Raw genomic sequence first — 20,296 nt, 5'->3', positions numbered from 1 at the left:
GTATATGCGGCAGGCTCCGTCTGATTTTATGCCAGACCCAGCAGTCGGGCGGCCGTGGCCACACAGAAGCACAGCAGCACACCCACCCCTGTGGGCAGGACCACTGCCAACGCCGTCCACTTGACGCTGCCGCTCTCCTTGGCAATGGAGAGACAGGTGGTGGAGCAGGGCCAGTGGAACAGGGAAAACAGCAGGGTACATACCGCCGTCAGCCAGGTCCAGCCGTTCTGCACCAGCAGCTGGTGCAGAGCGCCCAGTCCCTCCGTCTCCTGGATCGTACCGGTGGAGAGATAGGCCATGATGGCGATGGGTATGACGATCTCATTGGCGGGAAAGCCCAGGATAAAGGCCGTCAGGATCACCCCGTCCAGCCCGATCAGCCGGGCAAAGGGGTCCAAAAAGCCGGTTACGTGGTCCAGGATGGTCATGTCTCCCACCGTCACATTGGCGCACAGCCAGATCACCAGCCCCGCCGGGGCGGCAACCGCCGCCGCCCGGCCCAGCACGAAAATGGTGCGGTCCAGAATGGAGCGAACGATCACCTGGCCCACCCGGGGCCGCCGGTATGGTGGCAGCTCTAACGTAAAGGAGGATGGTACGCCCTTGAGCACAGTGGCGGAGAGCAGCCGGGATACCTGGAAGGTAGCCAGTACCCCCAGCACAATGACCCCTGTCAGCAGCAGGGCAGCCTGCAAACCCGCCCACAAGCCTCCCTCCGCTCCCACAAAAAACATGGTAATGACGGCGATGAGGGTGGGGAAGCGGCCGTTGCAGGGTACAAAGCTGTTGGTAAGCATGGCAATCAGCCGCTCCCGAGGGGAGTCGATGATGCGGCAGCCCACCACTCCGGCAGCATTGCAGCCAAAACCCATGCACATGGTAAGGGCCTGCTTGCCGCAGGCTTTGGCCTTCTGGAAGGCGTGGTCCAGCAGGAAGGCTACCCGGGGCAGGTAGCCGAAGTCCTCCAGCAGGGTAAACAGCGGAAAGAAGATTGCCATGGGGGGCAGCATGACGCTGATGACCCAGGCCAATACCCGGTACACCCCCAGCACCAGGGCACCGTGAAGCCATTCCGGCGCTCCCAGCCAGGCAAACAGCTCCGTCAAGCGGTCCTGGATCCAGAACAGGCCTTCAGACAGCAGAGCAGACGGATAGTTGGCTCCCTGAATGGTGAGCCACAGCACTCCAGCCAGCAAAAGAATCATCATGGGCACAGCGGTACGGCGGTGGGTGAGGATCCGGTCCAGTCGCCGGTCCCGATCCTCCTCCGGCCTCTTTTGCGCGTCCACCGCCGCCTGCGCGGTCTCCCGGGCAGTTCCCAGCAGGGCGGACACCAGCACGCTGTTAAGCTCCGCCGGATCCAGCCCAGCCCGAACCAGGTCCGCTCTGGCCTCTTCCACCGCCTCCTGCACTTCCATATCCTGTCTGGGGTCCCAGCCCAGGGCGGCGGACAGCGCGTCCAGCAGAGAGTCGTCCCCCTCCAGCAGCCGCAGCGCCACCCAGCGGGCGGGGAGCCGTCCCTTCAGCCTGCGTCCCAGCAAAGGCGTAAGGGAGGCCACCGCAAATTCCACCGGCGGCGGATAGTGCACTGTCAACGGTTTTGGCGGATCCTTTTGGGTCAGGACCTCTTCCACCTTGTCCAGCAGCTCCTCCAGCCCACGGCCCCGGCCGGCGGAGGTCCCCACCACCGGCACCCCCAGCTTTTCCGACAGAACATTTAGATCCACCCGGATTCCTTTTCGCTCCGCCTCGTCCAGCAGGTTAACACACACCACGGTACGGCTCTGAAGTTCCAGTACCTGGAGGGCCAGATTCAGGTTTCGTTCCAGACAGGTGGCATCGCACACCACCACCGCCCCGTGAGCGCCACCGAAGCAGAAGAAATCCCGGGCGACCTCCTCCTCCGGCGAACGCGCCATCAGGGAGTAAGTACCAGGCAGGTCCACCAGCATGTAATCCTGCCCCCGGTGTCGGCACCGCCCCTGGGCGGTGCCGACTGTTTTACCCGGCCAGTTTCCTGTGTGCTGGTGCAGACCGGTGAGGGCGTTGAATACGGTAGATTTACCTACATTGGGATTGCCGGCCAGGGCAACCACCCGTTCCTGATTCAGTTCCACGGCCCGCCTCCCAGCCGGACCCCCGCCGCATCCCTGCCCCGGATTGCAATGACCGCCCCCCGGATCAGATAGGCTGCCGGATCTCCGGCGGGGCTGACCGCAGTGCATGTAACGGCGGTGCCGGGCACCAGGCCCAGGTCAAACAGCCGACGGCGCATGGCGCACTCTCCCTCCACGCCGGCCACCACACCGCTCTCTCCCACCCTGAGGGCGTTGAGAAAACCATCGTTCATATCAGATCCATCTCCTTGTCAAAGGTATGGGAAGGTTTCTTTTCCACAGGATATCCTATGTCTGTTCCTGTCCGACGGTGCGGAAAAAATACGTTCTTCTCCTGAAAATGTCTTGACGAACTATTTTTATTCCGATACAATAAGAAATTATCCCTAATATGTGTGTGTTTGACCGCAGCGGCCTGCTGCGGTCCTATTTTGCGGCAGGAGGCGGAACATGTCACAAGTGAGCGAAAACAAAATGGGAGTTATGCCGATCAAACGGCTGGTCCTGTCCATGTCGCTGCCCATGATGATCTCCATGCTGGTCCAGGCGCTTTATAATGTGGTAGACAGCTACTTTGTTGCCAAGATCAGTGAGGATGCTCTTACGGCAGTAGGCATGGCCTTTCCCTTTCAGAACCTGATGATCGCCGTAGCGGTCGGTACCGGCGTAGGCGTAAACGCCCTGCTGTCCCGCAGTCTGGGCGCCAAGGACCAGGAGACCGCCAACCGTTCGGCGGAAAACGGCGTGCTGCTGGCCGCTATCAGCGCGGTAGTCTTTATGGCCATTGCCCTGCTGTTCGCCCAGCCCTTCTTTGAGCTGCAGAAAGCCACCCCGGAAATCGCCCGGCAGGGTGCCGCTTATCTGCGCATCTGCGGCGGGTTGTCCTTCGGTATCTTCCTGGAGGTCATGTTTGAGCGTCTGCTCCAGTCCACCGGTCGCACCTTCCACACCATGATCACTCAGGGCGTGGGCGCGGTCATCAACATCGTGATGGACCCGGTGCTCATCTTCGGTCTGGGGCCCTTCCCCAAAATGGGTGTGGCCGGGGCCGCCGCCGCCACCGTACTGGGCCAGATCGTGGCCGCCATTCTGGCTCTGATCTTCAACGTGGCCTGCAATCATGATATTCAGCCTTCCCTGAAGGGCTTCCGGCCCAGCGGCCACATCATTCGGCAGATTTACAGCGTAGGTGTGCCCACCATCGTCCTCAACTCCATCAGTTCCGTCATGACCTTCGGCATGAACCTGATTCTCATCTCCTTCACCTCCACTGCGGTGGCGGTATTCAACGTCTACTTTAAGCTCCAGAGCTTTGTATTTATGCCGGTATTCGGTCTGAACAACGGCCTGGTACCCATCGTGTCCTACAACTACGGCGCACGGAAGAAAAAGCGTCTGGTGGAAGCCGTCCGTTTCGGCGCTCTGCTGGCGGTAGGCATTATGCTGGTGGGCCTGGCCGTCATCCAGCTCTTCCCCGCCCCCATTCTGGGTATCTTTGAGGCTTCTGCCGATATGCTGCGCATCGGCGTGCCCGCCCTGCGGATCATCAGTCTGTGCTTCGTGTTTGCCGGCTTCAACGTGATCTGCTCCTCTACCTTCCAGGCCCTGGGCAACGGCGTGCTGAGCATGTTTATCTCCATCATCCGTCAGCTGGTGGTCCTGCTGCCCGCCGCCTTCCTGCTCTCCCTCACCGGAAATCTGGATCTGGTCTGGCTGGCCTTTCCCATTGCCGAGGTAGCCGCCGTATGTCTGAGTGTGGTGTTTCTTCGCCACACCTTCCGTACTGTGGTGGACCCGCTGGATGCGGAATCTTGATCATAAAAAACGCCCCACGTCCAATAAGGACGCGGGGCGTTTTTCTGTTTCTCTCTTATCCGCACTTGGAGTAGCCGCAGTCACGGCAGGTGACGCAGCCGCCCTCGTGCTCCAGCCGTGCTCCGCACTCGGGGCAGAACTTGGCCAGCTTGGCCTCGGCGGGAGTCATGCCCGGCCGGGGAATGGGCGCCGCCGCCTTGGTGGTAGCGCTGATGGGGGCAGGGGCGGGCTCGTGACCACCGCTCTGGGACACCTTCAGTACCTTCTCCAGGGCCTTGGCGATGGCGTCGGGGCAGGAGGTCACCGGTACCCCGGCCTGCCGCAGGCAGGAAGGGCAGCGGATGCCCTTGAGCTGCTGGATGATCTCCTTGGGATCCATTCCGGAGCGGATACCCACACTCACCAGGCGTGCGGTAGCCTCGCTCTGGCTGGGGCAGCCGCCGGCCCGGCCGGTGTTGGTAAACACCTCACAGATACCGTTCTCATCATAGTTGACGGTGATATACAGGTTGCCGCAGCCGATGCGCACCTTTTCAGTAAAGCCGGTGGTCACCGCGGGACGGGGACGGGGCAGGATGTGGCCGTACTCCTCCTGGGGCACCTGGCACTCCTCGCATACACGGCCGGCAGGCGCAGAAGCTTCCTTGCCATCGTTAACCTTGCCGATATTGAGCACCTGCTCATTGCGGCTGCCGTCCCGGTAGATGGTGGTGCCCTTGCAGCCCAGAGTGAAGGCCAGGCGATAGACCTCGGCCACCTCCTCCTTGGTGGCGGAGTTGGGGAAGTTCACCGTCTTGCTCACCGCGTTGTCGGTGTACTCCTGGAAGGCGGCCTGCATCCGCACATGCCAGATGGGAGAGACGTCGTGGGCGCAGACGAATACCCGCTTGATCTCTTCGGGGATGCCATCCACATGGGCCAGGGAGCCCTGCTCCACGATCTTCTGCATCAGCTCGTCGGAGTAGATCCCCGCCTCCACCAGCTTGTCCTTCAGGATCTGGTTGGTCTCAATGAGGTGGGTGTTGTCCATGACGTTGCGGATGTAGGCGTAAGCAAACACAGGCTCCACACCGGAGGACACGCCGGCGATGATGGACAGGGTGCCGGTGGGTGCGATAGTGGTAACGGTGGCGTTGCGGATGGGCTTACCATCCTTGAAGATGCTCTGCTCAAAGAGGGGGAAGGCGCCCCGGCTCTCAGCCAGCTTCTCGCTCTCCTGGTGACCGATGGTATTGATGGTATCCATGATCTCCCGGGCCAGGGCCACGCCCTCCTCGCTGTTATAAGGCACGCCCATGTAGAGCAGCATATCGGCAAAGCCCATGACACCCAAGCCGATTTTCCGGGTGGAGCGGGTCATCTGGTCGATCTCGGGCAGGGGGTACTGGTTGACCTCGATGACGTTGTCCAGGAAGTGGACGGCGGTGCGGATGGTCTTTTCCAGCTTGGCCCGGTCCAGCACCCAGCCCGCCACCGTCTTGGTGATGTGGTTGACCAGGTTGATGGAGCCCAGGTTGCAGCTCTCATAGGGCAGCAGCGGCTGCTCACCGCAGGGGTTGGTGGACTCGATCTCACCCTGGCCGGGCACCGCGTTGTCCCGGTTGAGCCGATCCAGGAAGATGATGCCCGGCTCGCCGGTCTGCCAGGCGGAGGTGACAATGGTGTCAAAGACCTCCTTGGCGTTGAGCTGGCCGGTGACCCGTCCGGTGGCGGGGTCCACCAGGTCGTACATGGCATTCTTCCCCGCCGCCTCCATAAAGGCCTCGGTGATACCCACAGAGATGTTAAAGTTGGTGATCTCACTGGTATCGTTCTTGCAGGTGATGAACTCCATGATATCGGGATGATCCACCCGGAGGATACCCATGTTGGCTCCCCGGCGGGTGCCGCCCTGCTTTACCGCCTCGGTGGCGGCGTTGAATACTTTCATAAAGGAGATGGGGCCGCTGGCCACGCCGCCGGTGGAATTCACCGTGGAGCCCTTGGGACGCAGGCGGGAGAAAGAGAAGCCAGTACCGCCGCCGCTCTTGTGGATCAGCGCAGCGTTCTTGATGGCGTCAAAAATGTCCTCCATGGAGTCGGCTACCGGCAGCACAAAGCAGGCAGACAGCTGGCCCAGGGGACGCCCCGCGTTCATCAGGGTAGGGGAATTGGGCAGAAAGTCCAGGTTGGTCATCATCTCGTAAAAGGCCTTGGCGGTAGCCACCACGTCAGCCTTGGGATCAAAATGTCGGTCGCCTTCGGCGATGGCGTTGGCCACCCGGCGGAACAGGCCATCCACCGTTTCGGTGGGGTTCCCCTGCTCATCCCGGGCCAAATAGCGCCGTTCCAGCACCGCCTTGGCGTTATCAGATATAGGCATGGTCCTCTCTCCTTCTATTTTTCTGAATAGCACAAGATATTGTATCACATAAACACAGCTTGTCAAACATTTTGTTTCTTGTCCCCGTACACCTTTCCTGATATAATAAAGAAAAATTGTTGCTTTTTCTGGAGGAAACCCTATGGAAGACTGGCGTATCACGCCCTCTGGGCATCTTGCTCCCAGCGAGCTGCGCGCACACTGCCAATATTTTTCTCGACTGGGCTGGGCTCTGTTCGCCCAAATGTTGTCCATGCTGGTCGTCCAGGTGGTAGTTTCAGTGCCTGTGGGACTGCTGTCGCCTCAACTGCTGAACGGCCCTGTTTTCCTGTGGGATCTCTCGGTGGTCTCCGTTTATGGCGTGAGCTTCCCTATTTTCTGTTTGGTGCTGCGGGGCGTCTCCGCACCTCCCCGGCCGGAGGCTCGTCCCCTGGGCCCTGCCCGTTTCTTTCAGGCTTATGTGATCTGTCTGTGTGTCATGTACGTGGCCAATTACTTCACTCTGATCCTCACGGACCTCATCGGTCTGCTGCGGGGAAATGCCGTGACCAACCCGGTAGATCAGATCGGCGCTTACCCTACCATACTCAATATCCTGCTTGGCTGCGTCATTGCCCCAGTGTCAGAGGAGCTGATGTTCCGCAAGCTGCTGCTGGACCGTCTCCGTCCCTATGGTGGACGCTTTGCAGTCATCGCTTCTGCTCTGTGCTTCGGTCTGTTCCACGGTAACCTGAATCAGCTGTTTTACGCCGTTGCCATCGGCCTGGTACTGGGCTACGTGGCCCTGCGCACCGGCCGGATCTGGCAAAATATCCTGCTCCACGCCATGATCAATTTCATCTCTGTGGGCCTGCTCCCCCTGCTGGAGCCTCTGGGGGAGTTCGGGACCCTGCTCCTGACCGCCCTGGTGCTGGGAGCCGTTGTCTTGGGCATTGTGTTCCTCACCGCCCTGCGGCGGGATCTGCGGTTTCCTCCATCCACGGTGGACTTGTCCGCCGGCTGGACCTGGCGGGTATTTTTTGAAAATCCCGGTGTGATCTGCTTCTGCCTGCTCTCCCTGGGCCTTTGCGTCACCTACCTGCTCTAAATGCCGGTTGATTTCCCTGGCCGTTTCCTGTAAAATAGGAGGCGCTGAATCATTCAGAAAAGGGGGTATCCTTCCATGATGAAGGTGCTCTATTTGCTCAATTTTGCCGGAAAAGCCGGCACAGAACGCTATGTGGAAACTCTGGTGCGCTACTTGTCCCAGGACGGACTGGTGCAGCCCTTCTTCGCCTATAACGAGGGCGGGCTGCTGGTAGAGCGGCTGGAGGAGATGGGGGTGCCCTGCCGTCGGGTGGAGATGCGCCGCCGGTTCGACAAGAAGGCCGCCAAGGAGCTGGCCAAGCTCTGCGAGGAGTGGGATATCGACCTGGTCCACTGCCACTACCTGCGGGAGCACTACACCGCCCTGCTGGCCAAGAAGTACAACAAGAAGATCCGTGTGGTGTACACCAACCACTTCGTGCTGGCCAATGACTTCGTCACCCGGCTGTCCAACCGCTTTATGGACAAGCGTCAGGACCAGATGATCGCTGTGTGCAACAAGGGCAAGGAGCAGCTCATTGCCAACGGCTGGAGCGGCGACCGGATCCAGGTGATCTTCAACGCGGTGGATATGGACGCCTGGGCGGGAGACCGCTCGGAGTCCACCATGCGGGCCGAGCTGGATCTGCCGGAGGATCGGTTCGTCATGCTGTGCGCCTCCCGTTTTGCTGAGGATAAGGGGCACAAGTACCTGATCGACTCCATTAAGCGGCTGACCGAGCTGACGGCGGTACCCTTTACCCTGGTGCTGGCTGGCGACGGTCCCCTGCTGGAGCCCTCCAAGGAGCAGGTGAAGGAGCTGGGCCTGGAGGAGCAGGTAAAATTCATCGGCTTCCGCAAGGACATCAAGAACCTGTACAAGGGCTCCGACCTGTATGTGAACTCCTCTCAGCATGAGGCCCTGTCCTTCCTCATCATCGAGGCCATGGCCGCCGGACTGCCGGTGATCGCTACCGATATGGGCGGCAACTCCGACATCGTCAACGACGAGGCGGGCTGCGGCATGCTGGTAGAGTATGACAACCCCGACTCCATGGCGGTGGCCATGAAGTGCTTCCTGGAGGATCCGGCTTTCGCGGCCAAGTGCCGGGAAAACGCCCTGCGCACCATTCAGGAGAAATTTGAGGTCCACAAGATGGCCAAAGCAACCTACGGCGTCTATGAAAAGGCGCTCCACGACTGATTCCAAGGAGTAAAATAACCCATGTCGATTACCGAAAGCAGTATTATTCTGCGGTTTTTCCTGGCCATCTGGCTGGGTCTGAAAAACGCAGCGGCCAACAGCGGCGCCAACCGGCTCTGCCTGCGACTGGAGCGGGGCTGGCGCCGCCTGCTGTCGGGCAGCGTCCTGTGGCGCTTTGCCTGGCGGGAGGGCGTGGTGTCCAAAGCCTGGTCGGGCAGCATTTCCTGCCGGCTGTTCACCGCTATCATCAACATCCCCTGCGCCATTGTAAAGGCGCTGTACAAGGTCGGCCGGCCGGTATGGGATGCCAGTCTGTTCTGCCGTCTGCTGCGGGCTTTGGGAGGAGCTTCCTTCTTCTTTATGGGCCTGTTCATGATGGTGATGCTGATGGCTCCCCACAGCATGTGGAACAACACCTACGCGCTGCTGGGCGCCATGGCTCTGACTGCTCTGTTCATTGCGGGCAGCGCCTCCCGGCGGCAGTACCGGCTGGAGCTGGACACTCTGGGGCCCTATATGACCATCTACATGGCCTTCATCTGCCTGGCTCTGCTGGGCTCCTTGTCCACCCACATGTCCCTGCGGTTCTTCGCCTTCCATCTGACCAGTTTCCTGCTGGTGCTGGTGGTGGTGAGTTCCATTCACAAATATGAACAGCTCCAGCTTATGGTCTCCCTGGCGGTGCTGGGTCTGTCCGTGGCCGCCCTGTACGGCTGTTATCAGGGCTATATCGGAGTGGAAGTGGTCCCCTCCCAGCAGGACATGGTGGTCAACGCCGGTATGCCCGGCCGGGTCTACTCCTTCTTCGACAACCCCAACAACTTTGCCGAGCAGCTGGAGATGCTGCTGCCTCTGGATCTGGCCCTGTTCCTCAACTGCCGCTGGCGTGGCAAGCTACTCAGCTTCATTTCCCTGTGTCTGGGCGTAGCCGCTATCGGCTTCACTTACGGCCGGGCCAGCTGGATCGGTCTGACTTTGGCTGTGCTGGTCTTTGTGGCTCTGCTGGACTGGCGGTGGATCCCGGTGCTCATTGTGCTGGGCCTGGCTGCTGTACCCTTCCTCCCGGAGACCATTTATAACCGCATCCTTACCATCGGCAACACGGAGGACTCCTCCACTCAGTACCGCTTCGCCATCTATGACACCACCGCTAACCTAATGAAGGATTACTGGGTGCGGGGCGTAGGCCTGGGCAGCGATATTATGAAAAAGGTGTTCCAGACCTATCCCACCAACTTTGACGGTTCCTATCCCATCCACACCCACAACAACTACCTGCAAATGTGGGGCGAGGCCGGCATCTGGGGTATCCTCTCCTTCCTGGGTCTGCTGATTTGGCAGCTGAAAAAGAGTGTCAAAGCCTTCCAGGCTGCCGCTGATCCTCGGGTGAAGCGGATGCTGGCCGCCGCTATCGGCGCCTTCTGCGGCATCTGCGTCATTGGTCTGGCGGAGTACACCTGGTTCTATCCTCGGAACATGTTCACCTACTGGTTCCTGTTCGGCGTCATCGCCGCCTGCGTCAAGCTTGTGAAGGCGGGAAAGGCCGCCAATGCCTGAATAAATAATGATCCCCCACCGGAGTCCCGGTGGGGGATTTTCTTATGCCTGGGCCGCTTCCTTCAGGTCTGCCTCAGTGAGAGCCATCAGAGCTTCCTTGTCCGGGTGCTCCAGCACCGCCACCCGGTCAGCCTGACGGGCCACTGCCCGCTCGAACAGGTTTCTCACATCCCGGGCATTGCCGAAGTTCTCGTCCCGGTTCTCATACAGATCGTGAAGCAGCTTGGCGGCGTATGTCCCGCCGCTCTCGTCCAGGGTATAGCCGTTTTTCTCGCACATGGAGCGGAAAATCTCCATCAGCTGGTCCCCGGTGTAGTCATCAAAATAGAAGTACTTGTTAAATCGGCTCTCCAGACCGGGGTTGGCGTGGATGAAGCGGTCCATCAGCTCGGTGTAGCCCGCCACGATGACCACCAGATCCGCCCGGTGGTCCTCCATGCCCTTCAGCAGGGTCTCAATGGCCTCTTTGCCGAAGTCGTTGGCGTTGTCCGAGCTGGCCAGGGCGTAGGCTTCGTCGATGAACAGTACGCCGCCCAGGGCCTTCTGGATCGCCTCGCCGGTCTTGATAGCGGTCTGACCCACAAAACCGGCCACCAGGCCGGAACGGTCCACCTCCACCAACTGGCCCTTGGACAGCACACCCATGGCCTTGTAGATCTGGGCCAGCAGCCGGGCCACAGTGGTCTTGCCGGTGCCCGGGTTTCCCATAAAGACCAGATGGAGGCTCATGGGCGGCACAGGCAGGTCGTGCTCCTGTCGGAGCTTGCGCACCTTTACCAGGTTGATCAGGCTCTTCACATCTGCCTTCACCTTTTCCAGGCCACACAGCCCGTCCAATTCAGCCAACAGCTCCTCCAGCGTAGGGGCGGGCTCCGCCTCCGCTGCCGGTTCCTCCTGGTTCTCGGCCTCGGTCTGCTCCTTGGCCTGCTGGGGCTGAGGCGCCGGGCGGGTCACAAAGTCTTTGACATCCAGCGGGGCCTTCTCCCCCTTCAGTCCGTCCTTATCGCACAGGGCGGACAGCGTGTCGGCGCAGGTGTTGACAAACCCGGCCTCCGCCTCGCTGACCTGGTCGTCCACCGCGGCAAAAAGCAGGAGCATCAGGGTGGTCAGGTCAATGAACCGCCGGGCCAGGTTACTGCCGGACACCTTGTCGCAGGCCCGCATCCGGGCAAAGAAATCGGGCACTTTGAAGCCGGGGTAGCCCAGTACCGCCGAAGATAACTCCCAGAACAGGATGGAGGGCACCGGATTGCCCTTGGCATAAATCGCGTTATAGTACTCCACATGGCGGGGCGTGATGGACGAGCCGTCTCTCTGCCACAGCCCCAGAGCACAGGCCCGGAAAAAGGTGTCTGCCTCCTGGTTGAACTTAGCCCGCAGGGCAGCGTCGGTAATCTGCCGCCGGAAGGCACTCACTCCCTCGCTGTACTGCTTGTGGGCCTCCGCGGCGCTGATGGAGCTTTTCATCCCGCCACACCTCCGTTTTTTACTCTGCTGTGCTGTATTATATCCGATTGCGGGAAAGAACGCAAGGCAGGACAAAGTTAACATAAATATTAAAAAACCTTTACATTTTCCTCCCCGCCGTTGACGGATGGCCGCTCGCCGTTGTAAAATAAGCTAAGAATGTCGATTGGAGGGATTTCCCATGGCATCCAGACGCGGAAAAGACGAGCGGCCTAAAATGATCCACTGTGAATACTGCGGGGAGGACTACTCCTCTACTTATAAGCACTGCCCCTTCTGTGATGAGGTGGAGCAGCAGGACTATGACGATCAGGAGGAGTATGAGGACAGCGCCCCCCGCTCTCGCGGCGGCAAGCGGTTAGTCACGAATACCCGTGGCGGCGGCTACGGCGGCAGTCCCTCGCCCCTGCGCACTGTGGGCATGGTACTGTCCCTGGCCCTGATCGTGGCGGCGGTCATTATTGTTATCACCATCATCATGCCCCTGGTAAGCAAGGGCCATACAGAGCCCGGCTCCTCTGTCCCGCCGGAGAGCTCCGCCCCCGTTACGGAAGAGTCCGAGACTCCCGGTCCTGAGGACTCCACCCCGCCGGCTGTGGAGTCTCCTGAAAACACCATTCCCGCTGAGCAGACGGCTACCGGCTTTACCCTGGACCAGACGGAGTTTTCCTTCTCCGACCGGTATCCCGATCCCATTACCGTCCACGTGACCTTTATTCCCGCCGGCTCTACCGGCACCATTACCTGGACCAGCAGCGATCCGTCCATCGTCTCGGTGGATGAAAACGGCAAGGTGAGCCACGGCACCACCCGGGGCAGCGCCACCATCACCGCCTCCTTGCCCGGCGCCGCCGACCAGACCATTCTGGTCTACAATCAGGTCACCAGCGGCACCTCCAGCAGCAGTGGCTCCTCTTCCACCGGCGGATCCACTTCTACCGGCACCCTGTCCCTCAATAAGACCGACTTTACTTTCTCCGCCAAGGACAACCCCTCGGTGCAGATGAAGGTGAACGGCACCAGCTCCACCCCCGTCTGGTCCATCGGCAACACCGCCGTGGCCACCATTTCCGCTGACGGCGTGGTGAAGCCGGTAGGCCCCGGCAGCACTACGATCACCTGTACAGTGGATGGGCAGACTCTGAAGTGCATTGTCCGTTGCTCCTTCTGAACAAACTAAAAAAGCGGCCGCCTCTTAGTGAAAGAGGCGGCCGCTTTTTTAGTTACACGAATTCATAATCGGCGAACTTGTCCTCGCCCTGCTTGTTGTCCTTGGTCTCCCCCACAAAGGTACCCATCACCTTACAGTCGGGGCACAGGCCGAAGGTGGCGTTGTCGGCACCCTCCAGCTCGTAACGGTATTTCTTCCCGCACTTCGGACACTCATAGAAAAAATAATAGGTTCCCCAGGTCATGGCTTGCGCCGCCTTTCTCTCAATTTACCAAGAAATACTATAGCACCATCCGCCGCTGAACGCAAGAGTTTACTCCGCCTTCTCCTGTTCTTTCATGGCCTGGCGGCGGGCATCCCTGGCCTGGATAGTTTCCGCCAGGGTCTTGGCAGGACGGGCGTTGATCTGCTCCTGCCAGCTGAGCGCCCAAGCTCTGAGCTGCTCCAGTCCCTCTTCCGTCAGGGGGAAGCGGACGGTCTCCTCCACCGTGCTGTCGGCCAAGTTCCAGGGACCTTCCCACACCTGGGCTTCCAGGGCCGCCCAGGCGTCTTCCTCCTTGATCGGGTCCACCCGGTAGCGCATCCGGCCACCGCTGGCCGTCCAGAAATTCCCGTTCTCAAAGTGGGAGAGCACGGGCAAAAACAGCTCCTGATCCATGCTGTCAGCTCCTTCCTAACAAAAACGCGTGGTATTATCATACCACGCGTTTTCCCGTTTTTCAATTCTCCGCATAGCGGGAGAGGAACTGCCGGGTGCGCTCCTCCCTGGGGTTTTCGATGACCTGCCGGGCGTCGCCCTGCTCCACGATGACCCCTTCGTCCATAAAGATCACCTGATCGGCCACGTCCCGGGCAAAGGCCATCTCATGGGTGACGATGATCATGGTGGTCTTCTGCTCCGCCAGAGAGCGGATGACCTTCAGCACCTCCCCGGTGAGCTCCGGGTCCAGGGCGGAGGTGGGCTCGTCAAAGCACAGGATGTCCGGCTTCAGCGCCAGGGCACGGGCGATAGCCACCCGCTGCTGCTGGCCGCCGGAAAGCTGGTGAGGATAGTGATCAGCCCGGTCGGAAAGCCCCATCTTGGCCAGCAGCTCCCGGCCTTCTACCTGAATGGCCTCAAAGAGCTCCTTCTTTTTAGACTTAAAGTCCGGGTTCTCCTGGGCCAGCAGTCTGGGCGCCAGGGTCACGTTTTCCAGGGCGGTATACTGGGGAAACAGGTTGAAGGACTGAAACACCAGGCCGAAGTGAAGGCGCTTTTTGCGCACCTCGCTCTCCCGCTGGGTAGCGGGGTCGTCGGCGTCAAAGAGGGTCTCACCATTGACCAGGATCCTGCCCTGGTTGGGAGTCTCCAAAAAGTTCAGGCACCGCAGCAGGGTGGTCTTGCCGGAGCCGGAAGAGCCGATGATGGCCAGCGCCTGCCCCTTTTCCAGAGAAAAGCTGATATCCTCCAGTACCCGGGTGGAGCCAAAGTGCTTTTCAATGTGCTGTACGTCCAGAATGGGCACAGGGCCCACCTCCTTACTTGAAATAGTTCAGCTTTCTCTCAAACCAGCCAAACAGCAGAGTGAGGATGCCGTTGGCCACCAGATAGAAGACGGCAGTGTAGAACAGAGGCCAGATCATGCCCTTTTTGATAAAGGACTCGCCCATCCAGATGATCTCGTAGACGGAAATGACCCGCACCAAAGCGGTGTCCTTCACCAGCGTGATGAACTCATTGCCCATAGGGGGCACGATGCGCTTGATAACCTGAAGGAGGGTAACCTTGAAAAAGATCTGACTGCGGGTCATGCCCAGTACCAGGCCCGCCTCCTGCTGACCTGCCGGCACGCCCTGGATGCCACCCCGGTAGATCTCGGAGAAGTAGCAGGCGTAGTTGATGACGAAGGTCACCACCGCCGCGGTGAAGCGGGGCAGCAGCGGCAGGTCGAACATCAGGCCCGGCCCGTAGAACACCACCATGATCTGGAGCATCAGGGGGGTGCCTCGGACGATCCACACCACGGTCTTAACCACCCACCGCAGGGGCGCGCACCGGCTCATGGAGCCGAAGGAGATCACCAAACCCAGAGGCAGTGCAAACAGGAGGGTCAGGAGAAAAAGCTCCAGGGTGACCACAAACCCCTCCAGCAACGTGAGCGTAACAGACATCAGCATAGTGTTTCCCTCTCTTGACCGGGGAAGGGCAGAGAGCGTTTCGCTCTCTGCCCCGTTCCCTCAGGATATCTTATTTCTCGATGACGGATTCCTGAACGCCATAGGTGGTAGCCGTCTCCATCACGGTGCCGGCGTCATAGGCATCTTTCCAGAAGCTGTTGAAGGCCTCGGTCAGATCGGAGCCCTTGCGGAAGGCCACACCATACTCCTCGTCGTTGAGCTGGACGGTGTAGGTCAGGTCGGGATAGCTGGTGCCCTCACCGATCATGGCGCCGGCCATCAGCAGGTCGATGACACAGGCGTCGGAGGCGCCGGAGGCCACTTCCATCAGGGCGTCGGCCTGGGTGGTCTTGGCCACATAGCTCAGGCCCAGCGCATCCAGCTGAGCGGCACCCTGAGAGCCGTTCTCTACAGCGAAGTTCAGGTCGGACAGGCTCTCCACAGTCTGATAGTCCTCAGCCTTATCGGCGGGGAGCACCACTACCTGGCCGTTGCGGCAGTAAGGCTCAGACACGGAAGCGCCGGCCTTTACCTCGTCATTGATGGTCATGCCGTTCCAGATAACATCGATGCCCTTGGTGTCCAGCTCCATCAGCTTGTTGTCCCAGTTGATCTCCAGGAACTCCACTTCCACACCCAGGCTCTCTGCGAAGGCCTTGGCCATGTCGGCGTCGAAGCCGATCCATTCGCCGTTCTCATCCTTATAATCCATGGGATTAAAGTCGGTCATGCCTACAATGAGAGTGCCCTTGTCCTGGACATAGGCCATATCGCTCTCAGCGGCAGGGGTATTGGACTCAGCAGCAGCGGGGCTCTCGCTGTTGCCGCCGGCAGGGGTGTTGGCGCTGCCTGTGGTGCCGCTGTCGCAGGCGGCCAGAGAAAGAGTCAGGCCCAGCGCAAGGGCCAGAGCAGTCAGTTTCCGTTTCATGTACATTCCTCCAAACCATGTATGTCGTGGTTGCTTTCGTATGTTACCACACTAAAGCATCATTGTAAAGAGGAATTTGAAATTTTCTCTGCACGGTGGTAGTCCGCGGGGGTATTTACATTTAACAGGAGCCTGTCCAGGTCAAAGTCGGGCAAATCCCTTTCCTCCAGTATCCGGCAGTCAAGCCGGTCCAGCAGGGCCCCCATAGCCCGGCATTCCTCATCCAGGCAGGCCTGGACATGAGGCAGGCAGGAGCGGCAGTAGGCGGCGAAGAGGGGCTCCAGCTTTCCGCTGTCTCTGCGGATCAGGCAAGCGTCCTTTCCCTCCAGCCCATCCAGCAGCAACTGGGCCAGGACAGGATCGGCGAAGGGCAGGTCCACAGCGGTAAGGAAGATCCGCTCCGCCCCTGTGCGGACAAAAACGGTTTCCAATCCCGCCAGAGGCCCCTGACCAGGACGCAGATCGGGCAGCCCCCCAGGGCCAGACACATAGATTCGATCAAATTTTTCCTGAAACCGGGCCACCAGTCGGGTAAGGAAATCCTGGCCGTCCAGAGGAAGGGCCGCTTTGTCCCGCCCCATGCGGGATGATTTTCCTCCCATCAGGATCACAGCTGCGGATTCCATCTTCTCTCCTCCTTTCGGCTTAGTGTAGCAGAAAAATTTACCCACGTCAAAATCTGTATAGAAGCCCTTGGGATTCCATATCCTTTGAAACAGAATGTCAGACGCATTGGAGGCTTGAAACGCTATGAAAAAACTGGCCGCGGCCCTGGTGGCCGCCCTACTGCTGGCCGTCCCCGCCCAGGCCGCCACCGCCGGGCCTGCGGTGGACGCGGGAGCGGCGGTGCTGATGGAAAAAGAGACGGGCACCGTCCTGTACGAGCAGAGCGCCCACGACAAGATGGAACCAGCCAGTGTCACCAAGATCATGACGCTGCTGCTGGTAATGGAGGCCATTGATAACGGCAGCCTGTCCACCGACGACATGGTGACGGTGTCCGCCTACGCCGCCTCCATGGGAGGTTCCCAGGTTTATTTAAAGGAAGGGGAGCAGATGACGGTCCACGATCTGCTGAAGGCAGTGGCGGTGGCCTCGGGCAATGACGCCTCGGTGGCTCTGGCAGAGCACCTGGCAGGCAGCGAAGAGGCCTTTGTGGAACGGATGAACCAGCGGGCAGCGGAGCTGGGGATGAAGGACACCTGCTTCGTCAACTGTACCGGCCTGCCGGCGGCGGGTCATCTCACCTCCGCCTATGACATCGCGCTGATGAGCCGGGAGCTCATCCTCAATCACCCCTCCATCCGGGAATACACCACCATCTGGATGGATTCCCTCCGAAACGGCCAGTTCCAGCTGGCCAATACCAACAAGCTCATCCGGTTCTATGAAGGCGCCACTGGGCTGAAGACCGGTTCCACCGACTCCGCCGGCTTCTGCCTGTCCGCCACGGCAGAGCGGGACGGCATGGAACTCATCGCCGTGGTACTGCACTGCTCTTCCTCCGACGCCCGCTCGGCAGCGGCCTCTTCCCTGCTGAATTACGGCTTTGCCAACTACACGCTGATGGACGTCTACCCCTCCCAGGCATTGCCGCCGGTAGATGTGCTGCTGGGCGAAAGTGAGACCGTCCAGCCCGTTTTGTCCACCTCCAGCCGGATTTTGGTGGAAAAATCCATGGTAAACCAGGTGACCACCCAGCTGGAGCTGTGCCAGGACGTGGAGGCCCCGGTGGAGGCGGGCCAGAAGCTGGGCGAAATGACGGTCTGGGTGGGAGACCAGCAGCTTCAGGCCATCCCAATTGTGGCCGACAGCGCCGTGGAACGGCTCACTGTCCCCGGCATTTTCGCCCGACTGCTGAAAACTTTGTTTATGGCTCAATGACTCAAGTGCACAGGCCGAAGACGGTACTTCCGTCTCCGGCCTGTGCGCATTCTTCCCAAAAGTTTATTGCCCTACTTTATGAAATTTTACGCACTCTTTCCCTTAGGCATCTTGACTATCCCGGCATATGGTTGTATAATTTCTACAAATAAGCCCAGATTTATTTGGATCTTATTTATGACCAATGACAAGATTCTTTGGTTTACAGTCCCCTGCTTTGGGGATTTTTACCAACAAGGAGAGGATACCTATGTCTTTAACGACCAATGATCCTGCCCTGACGGCCTTTTCCAATGGACAAAACGTTCGTGCACAGGAATTCCTTGGCTCCCACCCCACCGTGAAGGACGGCCAGGCCGGCTGGACTTTCCGGGTATGGGCACCTCACGCCACAGCAGTCGCCATTATGGGAGACTTCAACGGCTGGAACGATTCCGACCATCCCATGGAGCTTCTGGGCGACGGCGTGTGGGAGGGTTTCGTCCCCGGCTTGACCCAGTATGACAACTATAAATATGCTGTCCATACCGCCGACGGCCGGGTCCTGGCCAAGTCTGACCCCTACGCTTTCCACGCCGAGACCCGCCCCGGCAACGCCTCCAAGCTGTATGATCTCTCCGGCTATCAGTGGGGCGATCAGAGCTGGATGGACTACCGGAAGGCTAATCCCATCTATGAAAAACCGCTGAATATTTATGAGGTCCATTTGGGCTCCTGGCGCCGCACCGGCGACGACCAGATGCTGTCTTACCGGGACATCGGAAAATACCTGGTCCCCTACGTGAAAGAAATGGGCTTCACTCATGTGGAGCTGCTGCCCGTCACGGAGCATCCCCTGGACGCCTCCTGGGGCTATCAGTGCACCGGCTATTTTGCTGCCACCAGCCGGTACGGCACCCCCCACGACTTTATGTGGCTGGTGGACCAGCTCCACCAGGCCGGCATCGGCGTGATCCTGGACTGGGTGCCCGCCCACTTCCCCAAGGACGCCTTTGGCCTGTATGAATTCGACGGCCAGCCCTGCTATGAGTATGCCGATCCCCGAAAGGGTGAGCACGCCGACTGGGGCACCAGGGTCTTCGACTACGCCCGGCACGAGGTTCGCTCCTTCCTGTTCTCCTCTGCCATGTTCTGGCTGGAGCAGTACCACATCGACGGCCTGCGGGTAGACGCTGTGGCCTCTATGCTCTATCTGGACTATGGCCGGCAGGGCGGCGAGTGGACCCCCAACGTGTTCGGCGGCCACGAGAATCTGGAGGCGGTGGACTTCCTCCAGCAGCTCAATGGCCACATCTTTATGGCTCACCCCGACGTGATGATGATCGCCGAGGAATCCACCGCCTGGCCCCGGGTGTCCCACCCGGTGGGTGAAGGCGGCCTGGAGGGCGGCCTGGGCTTCAACCTGAAGTGGAACATGGGCTGGATGAACGACATCCTCCACTATATCAAGCTGGACCCCTATTTCCGTCAGTTTAACCACAAGGACATCACCTTCTCCCTGATGTACGCCTTCTCGGAGAACTTTGTGCTCCCTCTGTCCCATGACGAGGTGGTGCACATGAAGGGTTCCCTCATCAATAAGATGCCGGGCACCAACGAGGAGAAGTTTGCCGGCGTGCGGGCTTTCTACACCTACATGCTGACCCATCCCGGCAAAAAGCTGCTGATGATGGGCAGCGAGTTCGGTCAGTGGAACGAGTGGCATTATGAGCACTCTCTGGACTGGCACCTGCTGGATCCCGAGGCGGAGTGGGCCAAACCCCACCGTCAGCTGCAGCAGTTCTTCAAGCAGGCCAACGCCCTCTATCTGGCCCATCCCGAGCTGTGGGAGCTGGACTTCTCCTGGGAGGGCTTCGAGTGGATCGAGGCCAACGACAACCAGGCCAATACCATCGCCTTCTTGCGGAAGGATAAGAAGGGTGACACTCTGGTCATCGTGTGCAACTTCTCCCCGGTGGACCGCACCGGCTACACGGTAGGCGTCCCGGTCCCCGGCGTGTATACCTGTATTTTCTCCACCGACGATCCTGCCTTCGGCGGTAAGGGTCTGGGTGATACCGAGCCGGTGAAGAGCCAGTATAATGAGAGCCAGGGCAAGGAGCAGTCCATCACCCTGAAGCTGCCCGCCATGAGCGCAGCCATCTACCGCTGCACCCGGAAGTTCCCCGCCCGCCGCAAAAAGGCTGACGGAAGTGCGCCGGCCAAGAAGGCTGCCAAGGCTCCCGCGAAGGAAAAGGCTCCTGCCGTCAAAGCCAAAGCAGCCACCCCGGCAGTGAAGGAAAAGGCAGCCAAGCCCGCCGTTAAGGAGAAGGCTCCCGCCCCTGCGGTAAAGGAAAAGGCGGCCAAGCCCGCCGTCAAGGCAAAGGTTCCCGCCCCTGCGGTAAAGAAAAAGGCAGCCACACCCGCAGTAAAAGAAAAGGCCCCCGTACCGGCAGTGAAAAAGCCGGTCAAAAAAGCGAAAACAGAGAAAAAAGAGAAATAAGCTCTAGTCCGGAGCGGAAGGAGAGGAAAGATCCGCGGGCAATCTGCCGCAGCGGCGCTTTCCGGCCATTCTTGCATCCACCCAGAA

Annotated in this window: 17 protein-coding genes; 7 read left to right on the top strand and 10 right to left on the bottom strand. The window is 59.8% G+C overall.

The genetic code is table 11. From position 1 onward, the window contains the following. Window positions 1–26: 26 nt before the first annotated feature. Both feoB and ACTNB1_RS04600 read right to left on the bottom strand, forming a co-directional pair. Window positions 27–2,117 (bottom strand): ferrous iron transport protein B, encoded by a 2,091-nt coding sequence (feoB, locus tag ACTNB1_RS04605; RefSeq protein WP_441168093.1) that lies wholly within the window; start codon window positions 2,115–2,117, stop codon window positions 27–29. Then, window positions 2,108–2,350, bottom strand: a complete 243-nt coding sequence (locus ACTNB1_RS04600) for a FeoA family protein (protein ID WP_441168092.1) — start codon at window positions 2,348–2,350, stop codon at window positions 2,108–2,110. Before ACTNB1_RS04600 ends, feoB begins: the two co-directional genes overlap by 10 nt. Window positions 2,351–2,567: 217 nt before the next feature. Here ACTNB1_RS04600 and ACTNB1_RS04595 point away from each other — a divergent pair, with 217 nt between their 5' ends. Then, window positions 2,568–3,932, top strand: a complete 1,365-nt coding sequence (locus ACTNB1_RS04595) for an MATE family efflux transporter (RefSeq protein ID WP_441168091.1) — start codon at window positions 2,568–2,570, stop codon at window positions 3,930–3,932. Between the two features lie 55 nt (window positions 3,933–3,987). Here the strand turns inward: ACTNB1_RS04595 and ACTNB1_RS04590 are convergent, their stop codons facing one another. Continuing rightward, window positions 3,988–6,294 carry a vitamin B12-dependent ribonucleotide reductase gene (locus ACTNB1_RS04590; protein ID WP_441168090.1) on the bottom strand — a complete coding sequence of 769 codons (2,307 nt, stop codon included), beginning with the start codon at window positions 6,292–6,294 and terminating at the stop codon, window positions 3,988–3,990. Window positions 6,295–6,436: 142 nt separating this feature from the next. On the opposite strand from ACTNB1_RS04590, the gene ACTNB1_RS04585 reads away from it, so the two are divergent. The 3 genes from ACTNB1_RS04585 to ACTNB1_RS04575 all read left to right on the top strand — a co-directional run bounded on the left by ACTNB1_RS04585 (window position 6,437) and on the right by ACTNB1_RS04575 (window position 10,120). Continuing rightward, window positions 6,437–7,381: a lysostaphin resistance A-like protein gene (locus tag ACTNB1_RS04585; protein WP_441168089.1), complete on the top strand. Its 945-nt coding sequence runs from the start codon at window positions 6,437–6,439 to the stop codon at window positions 7,379–7,381. Window positions 7,382–7,456: 75 nt separating this feature from the next. Continuing rightward, a complete protein-coding gene (locus tag ACTNB1_RS04580; RefSeq protein WP_441168088.1) occupies window positions 7,457–8,563 on the top strand; it encodes a glycosyltransferase family 4 protein in 1,107 nt (368 codons plus the stop codon). 21 nt (window positions 8,564–8,584) lie between these two features. Continuing rightward, complete coding sequence (locus ACTNB1_RS04575; RefSeq protein WP_441168087.1) at window positions 8,585–10,120, top strand: O-antigen ligase family protein; 1,536 nt, start codon at window positions 8,585–8,587, stop codon at window positions 10,118–10,120. A 42-nt stretch (window positions 10,121–10,162) separates the two neighbouring features. Here the strand turns inward: ACTNB1_RS04575 and ACTNB1_RS04570 are convergent, their stop codons facing one another. Beyond that, a complete protein-coding gene (locus tag ACTNB1_RS04570; RefSeq protein WP_441168086.1) occupies window positions 10,163–11,587 on the bottom strand; it encodes an AAA family ATPase in 1,425 nt (474 codons plus the stop codon). A gap of 181 nt (window positions 11,588–11,768) precedes the next feature. Here ACTNB1_RS04570 and ACTNB1_RS04565 point away from each other — a divergent pair, with 181 nt between their 5' ends. Beyond that, window positions 11,769–12,758, top strand: coding sequence for an Ig-like domain-containing protein (locus tag ACTNB1_RS04565; protein ID WP_441168085.1), 990 nt, complete (start codon window positions 11,769–11,771; stop codon window positions 12,756–12,758). Window positions 12,759–12,810: 52 nt separating this feature from the next. Here ACTNB1_RS04565 and ACTNB1_RS04560 read toward each other — a convergent pair whose 3' ends face one another. The 6 genes from ACTNB1_RS04560 to mobA all read right to left on the bottom strand — a co-directional run bounded on the left by ACTNB1_RS04560 (window position 12,811) and on the right by mobA (window position 16,469). Continuing rightward, window positions 12,811–13,002 (bottom strand): hypothetical protein, encoded by a 192-nt coding sequence (locus ACTNB1_RS04560; protein WP_441168084.1) that lies wholly within the window; start codon window positions 13,000–13,002, stop codon window positions 12,811–12,813. A gap of 69 nt (window positions 13,003–13,071) precedes the next feature. Next, window positions 13,072–13,416, bottom strand: coding sequence for a hypothetical protein (locus ACTNB1_RS04555; RefSeq protein WP_441168083.1), 345 nt, complete (start codon window positions 13,414–13,416; stop codon window positions 13,072–13,074). Between the two features lie 61 nt (window positions 13,417–13,477). Next, entirely contained in the window at window positions 13,478–14,263 is a 786-nt protein-coding gene (locus tag ACTNB1_RS04550; RefSeq protein WP_441168082.1) for an amino acid ABC transporter ATP-binding protein, read from the bottom strand. Between the two features lie 13 nt (window positions 14,264–14,276). After that, window positions 14,277–14,915, bottom strand: a complete 639-nt coding sequence (locus ACTNB1_RS04545) for an amino acid ABC transporter permease (protein ID WP_441168081.1) — start codon at window positions 14,913–14,915, stop codon at window positions 14,277–14,279. Window positions 14,916–14,985: 70 nt separating this feature from the next. After that, entirely contained in the window at window positions 14,986–15,843 is an 858-nt protein-coding gene (locus ACTNB1_RS04540) for a transporter substrate-binding domain-containing protein (RefSeq protein WP_441168080.1), read from the bottom strand. A gap of 59 nt (window positions 15,844–15,902) precedes the next feature. Further along, window positions 15,903–16,469 carry a molybdenum cofactor guanylyltransferase gene (mobA, locus tag ACTNB1_RS04535; RefSeq protein ID WP_441168079.1) on the bottom strand — a complete coding sequence of 189 codons (567 nt, stop codon included), beginning with the start codon at window positions 16,467–16,469 and terminating at the stop codon, window positions 15,903–15,905. A gap of 124 nt (window positions 16,470–16,593) precedes the next feature. Here mobA and ACTNB1_RS04530 point away from each other — a divergent pair, with 124 nt between their 5' ends. Beyond that, complete coding sequence (locus ACTNB1_RS04530) at window positions 16,594–17,727, top strand: D-alanyl-D-alanine carboxypeptidase family protein (RefSeq protein ID WP_441168078.1); 1,134 nt, start codon at window positions 16,594–16,596, stop codon at window positions 17,725–17,727. Between the two features lie 250 nt (window positions 17,728–17,977). Next, window positions 17,978–20,209: a 1,4-alpha-glucan branching protein GlgB gene (gene glgB / locus ACTNB1_RS04525; RefSeq protein WP_441168077.1), complete on the top strand. Its 2,232-nt coding sequence runs from the start codon at window positions 17,978–17,980 to the stop codon at window positions 20,207–20,209. Window positions 20,210–20,296 lie beyond the last annotated feature (87 nt).

The organism is Flavonifractor sp. HCP28S3_F3, from assembly GCF_052065355.1.
In the GTDB taxonomy this organism is placed as follows: Bacteria; Bacillota; Clostridia; order Oscillospirales; family Oscillospiraceae; genus Flavonifractor.
Note: the sequence above shows the minus strand (reverse complement) of the source record. Positions and strands in the feature narration are given on the sequence as shown.

What these genes read in the sequence shown, in the direction of transcription:
- ACTNB1_RS04600 (WP_441168092.1), bottom strand. Translation starts at nt 2,350, where the DNA reads ATGAACGATGGTTTTCTCAACGCCCTCAGGGTGGGAGAGAGCGGTGTG.
- ACTNB1_RS04595 (WP_441168091.1), top strand. Translation starts at nt 2,568, where the DNA reads ATGTCACAAGTGAGCGAAAACAAAATGGGAGTTATGCCGATCAAACGG.
- ACTNB1_RS04590 (WP_441168090.1), bottom strand. Translation starts at nt 6,294, where the DNA reads ATGCCTATATCTGATAACGCCAAGGCGGTGCTGGAACGGCGCTATTTG.
- ACTNB1_RS04585 (WP_441168089.1), top strand. Translation starts at nt 6,437, where the DNA reads ATGGAAGACTGGCGTATCACGCCCTCTGGGCATCTTGCTCCCAGCGAG.
- ACTNB1_RS04580 (WP_441168088.1), top strand. Translation starts at nt 7,457, where the DNA reads ATGATGAAGGTGCTCTATTTGCTCAATTTTGCCGGAAAAGCCGGCACA.
- ACTNB1_RS04575 (WP_441168087.1), top strand. Translation starts at nt 8,585, where the DNA reads ATGTCGATTACCGAAAGCAGTATTATTCTGCGGTTTTTCCTGGCCATC.
- ACTNB1_RS04570 (WP_441168086.1), bottom strand. Translation starts at nt 11,587, where the DNA reads ATGAAAAGCTCCATCAGCGCCGCGGAGGCCCACAAGCAGTACAGCGAG.
- ACTNB1_RS04565 (WP_441168085.1), top strand. Translation starts at nt 11,769, where the DNA reads ATGGCATCCAGACGCGGAAAAGACGAGCGGCCTAAAATGATCCACTGT.
- ACTNB1_RS04560 (WP_441168084.1), bottom strand. Translation starts at nt 13,002, where the DNA reads ATGACCTGGGGAACCTATTATTTTTTCTATGAGTGTCCGAAGTGCGGG.
- ACTNB1_RS04555 (WP_441168083.1), bottom strand. Translation starts at nt 13,416, where the DNA reads ATGGATCAGGAGCTGTTTTTGCCCGTGCTCTCCCACTTTGAGAACGGG.
- ACTNB1_RS04545 (WP_441168081.1), bottom strand. Translation starts at nt 14,915, where the DNA reads ATGCTGATGTCTGTTACGCTCACGTTGCTGGAGGGGTTTGTGGTCACC.
- ACTNB1_RS04540 (WP_441168080.1), bottom strand. Translation starts at nt 15,843, where the DNA reads ATGAAACGGAAACTGACTGCTCTGGCCCTTGCGCTGGGCCTGACTCTT.
- mobA (WP_441168079.1), bottom strand. Translation starts at nt 16,469, where the DNA reads ATGGAATCCGCAGCTGTGATCCTGATGGGAGGAAAATCATCCCGCATG.
- ACTNB1_RS04530 (WP_441168078.1), top strand. Translation starts at nt 16,594, where the DNA reads ATGAAAAAACTGGCCGCGGCCCTGGTGGCCGCCCTACTGCTGGCCGTC.
- glgB (WP_441168077.1), top strand. Translation starts at nt 17,978, where the DNA reads ATGTCTTTAACGACCAATGATCCTGCCCTGACGGCCTTTTCCAATGGA.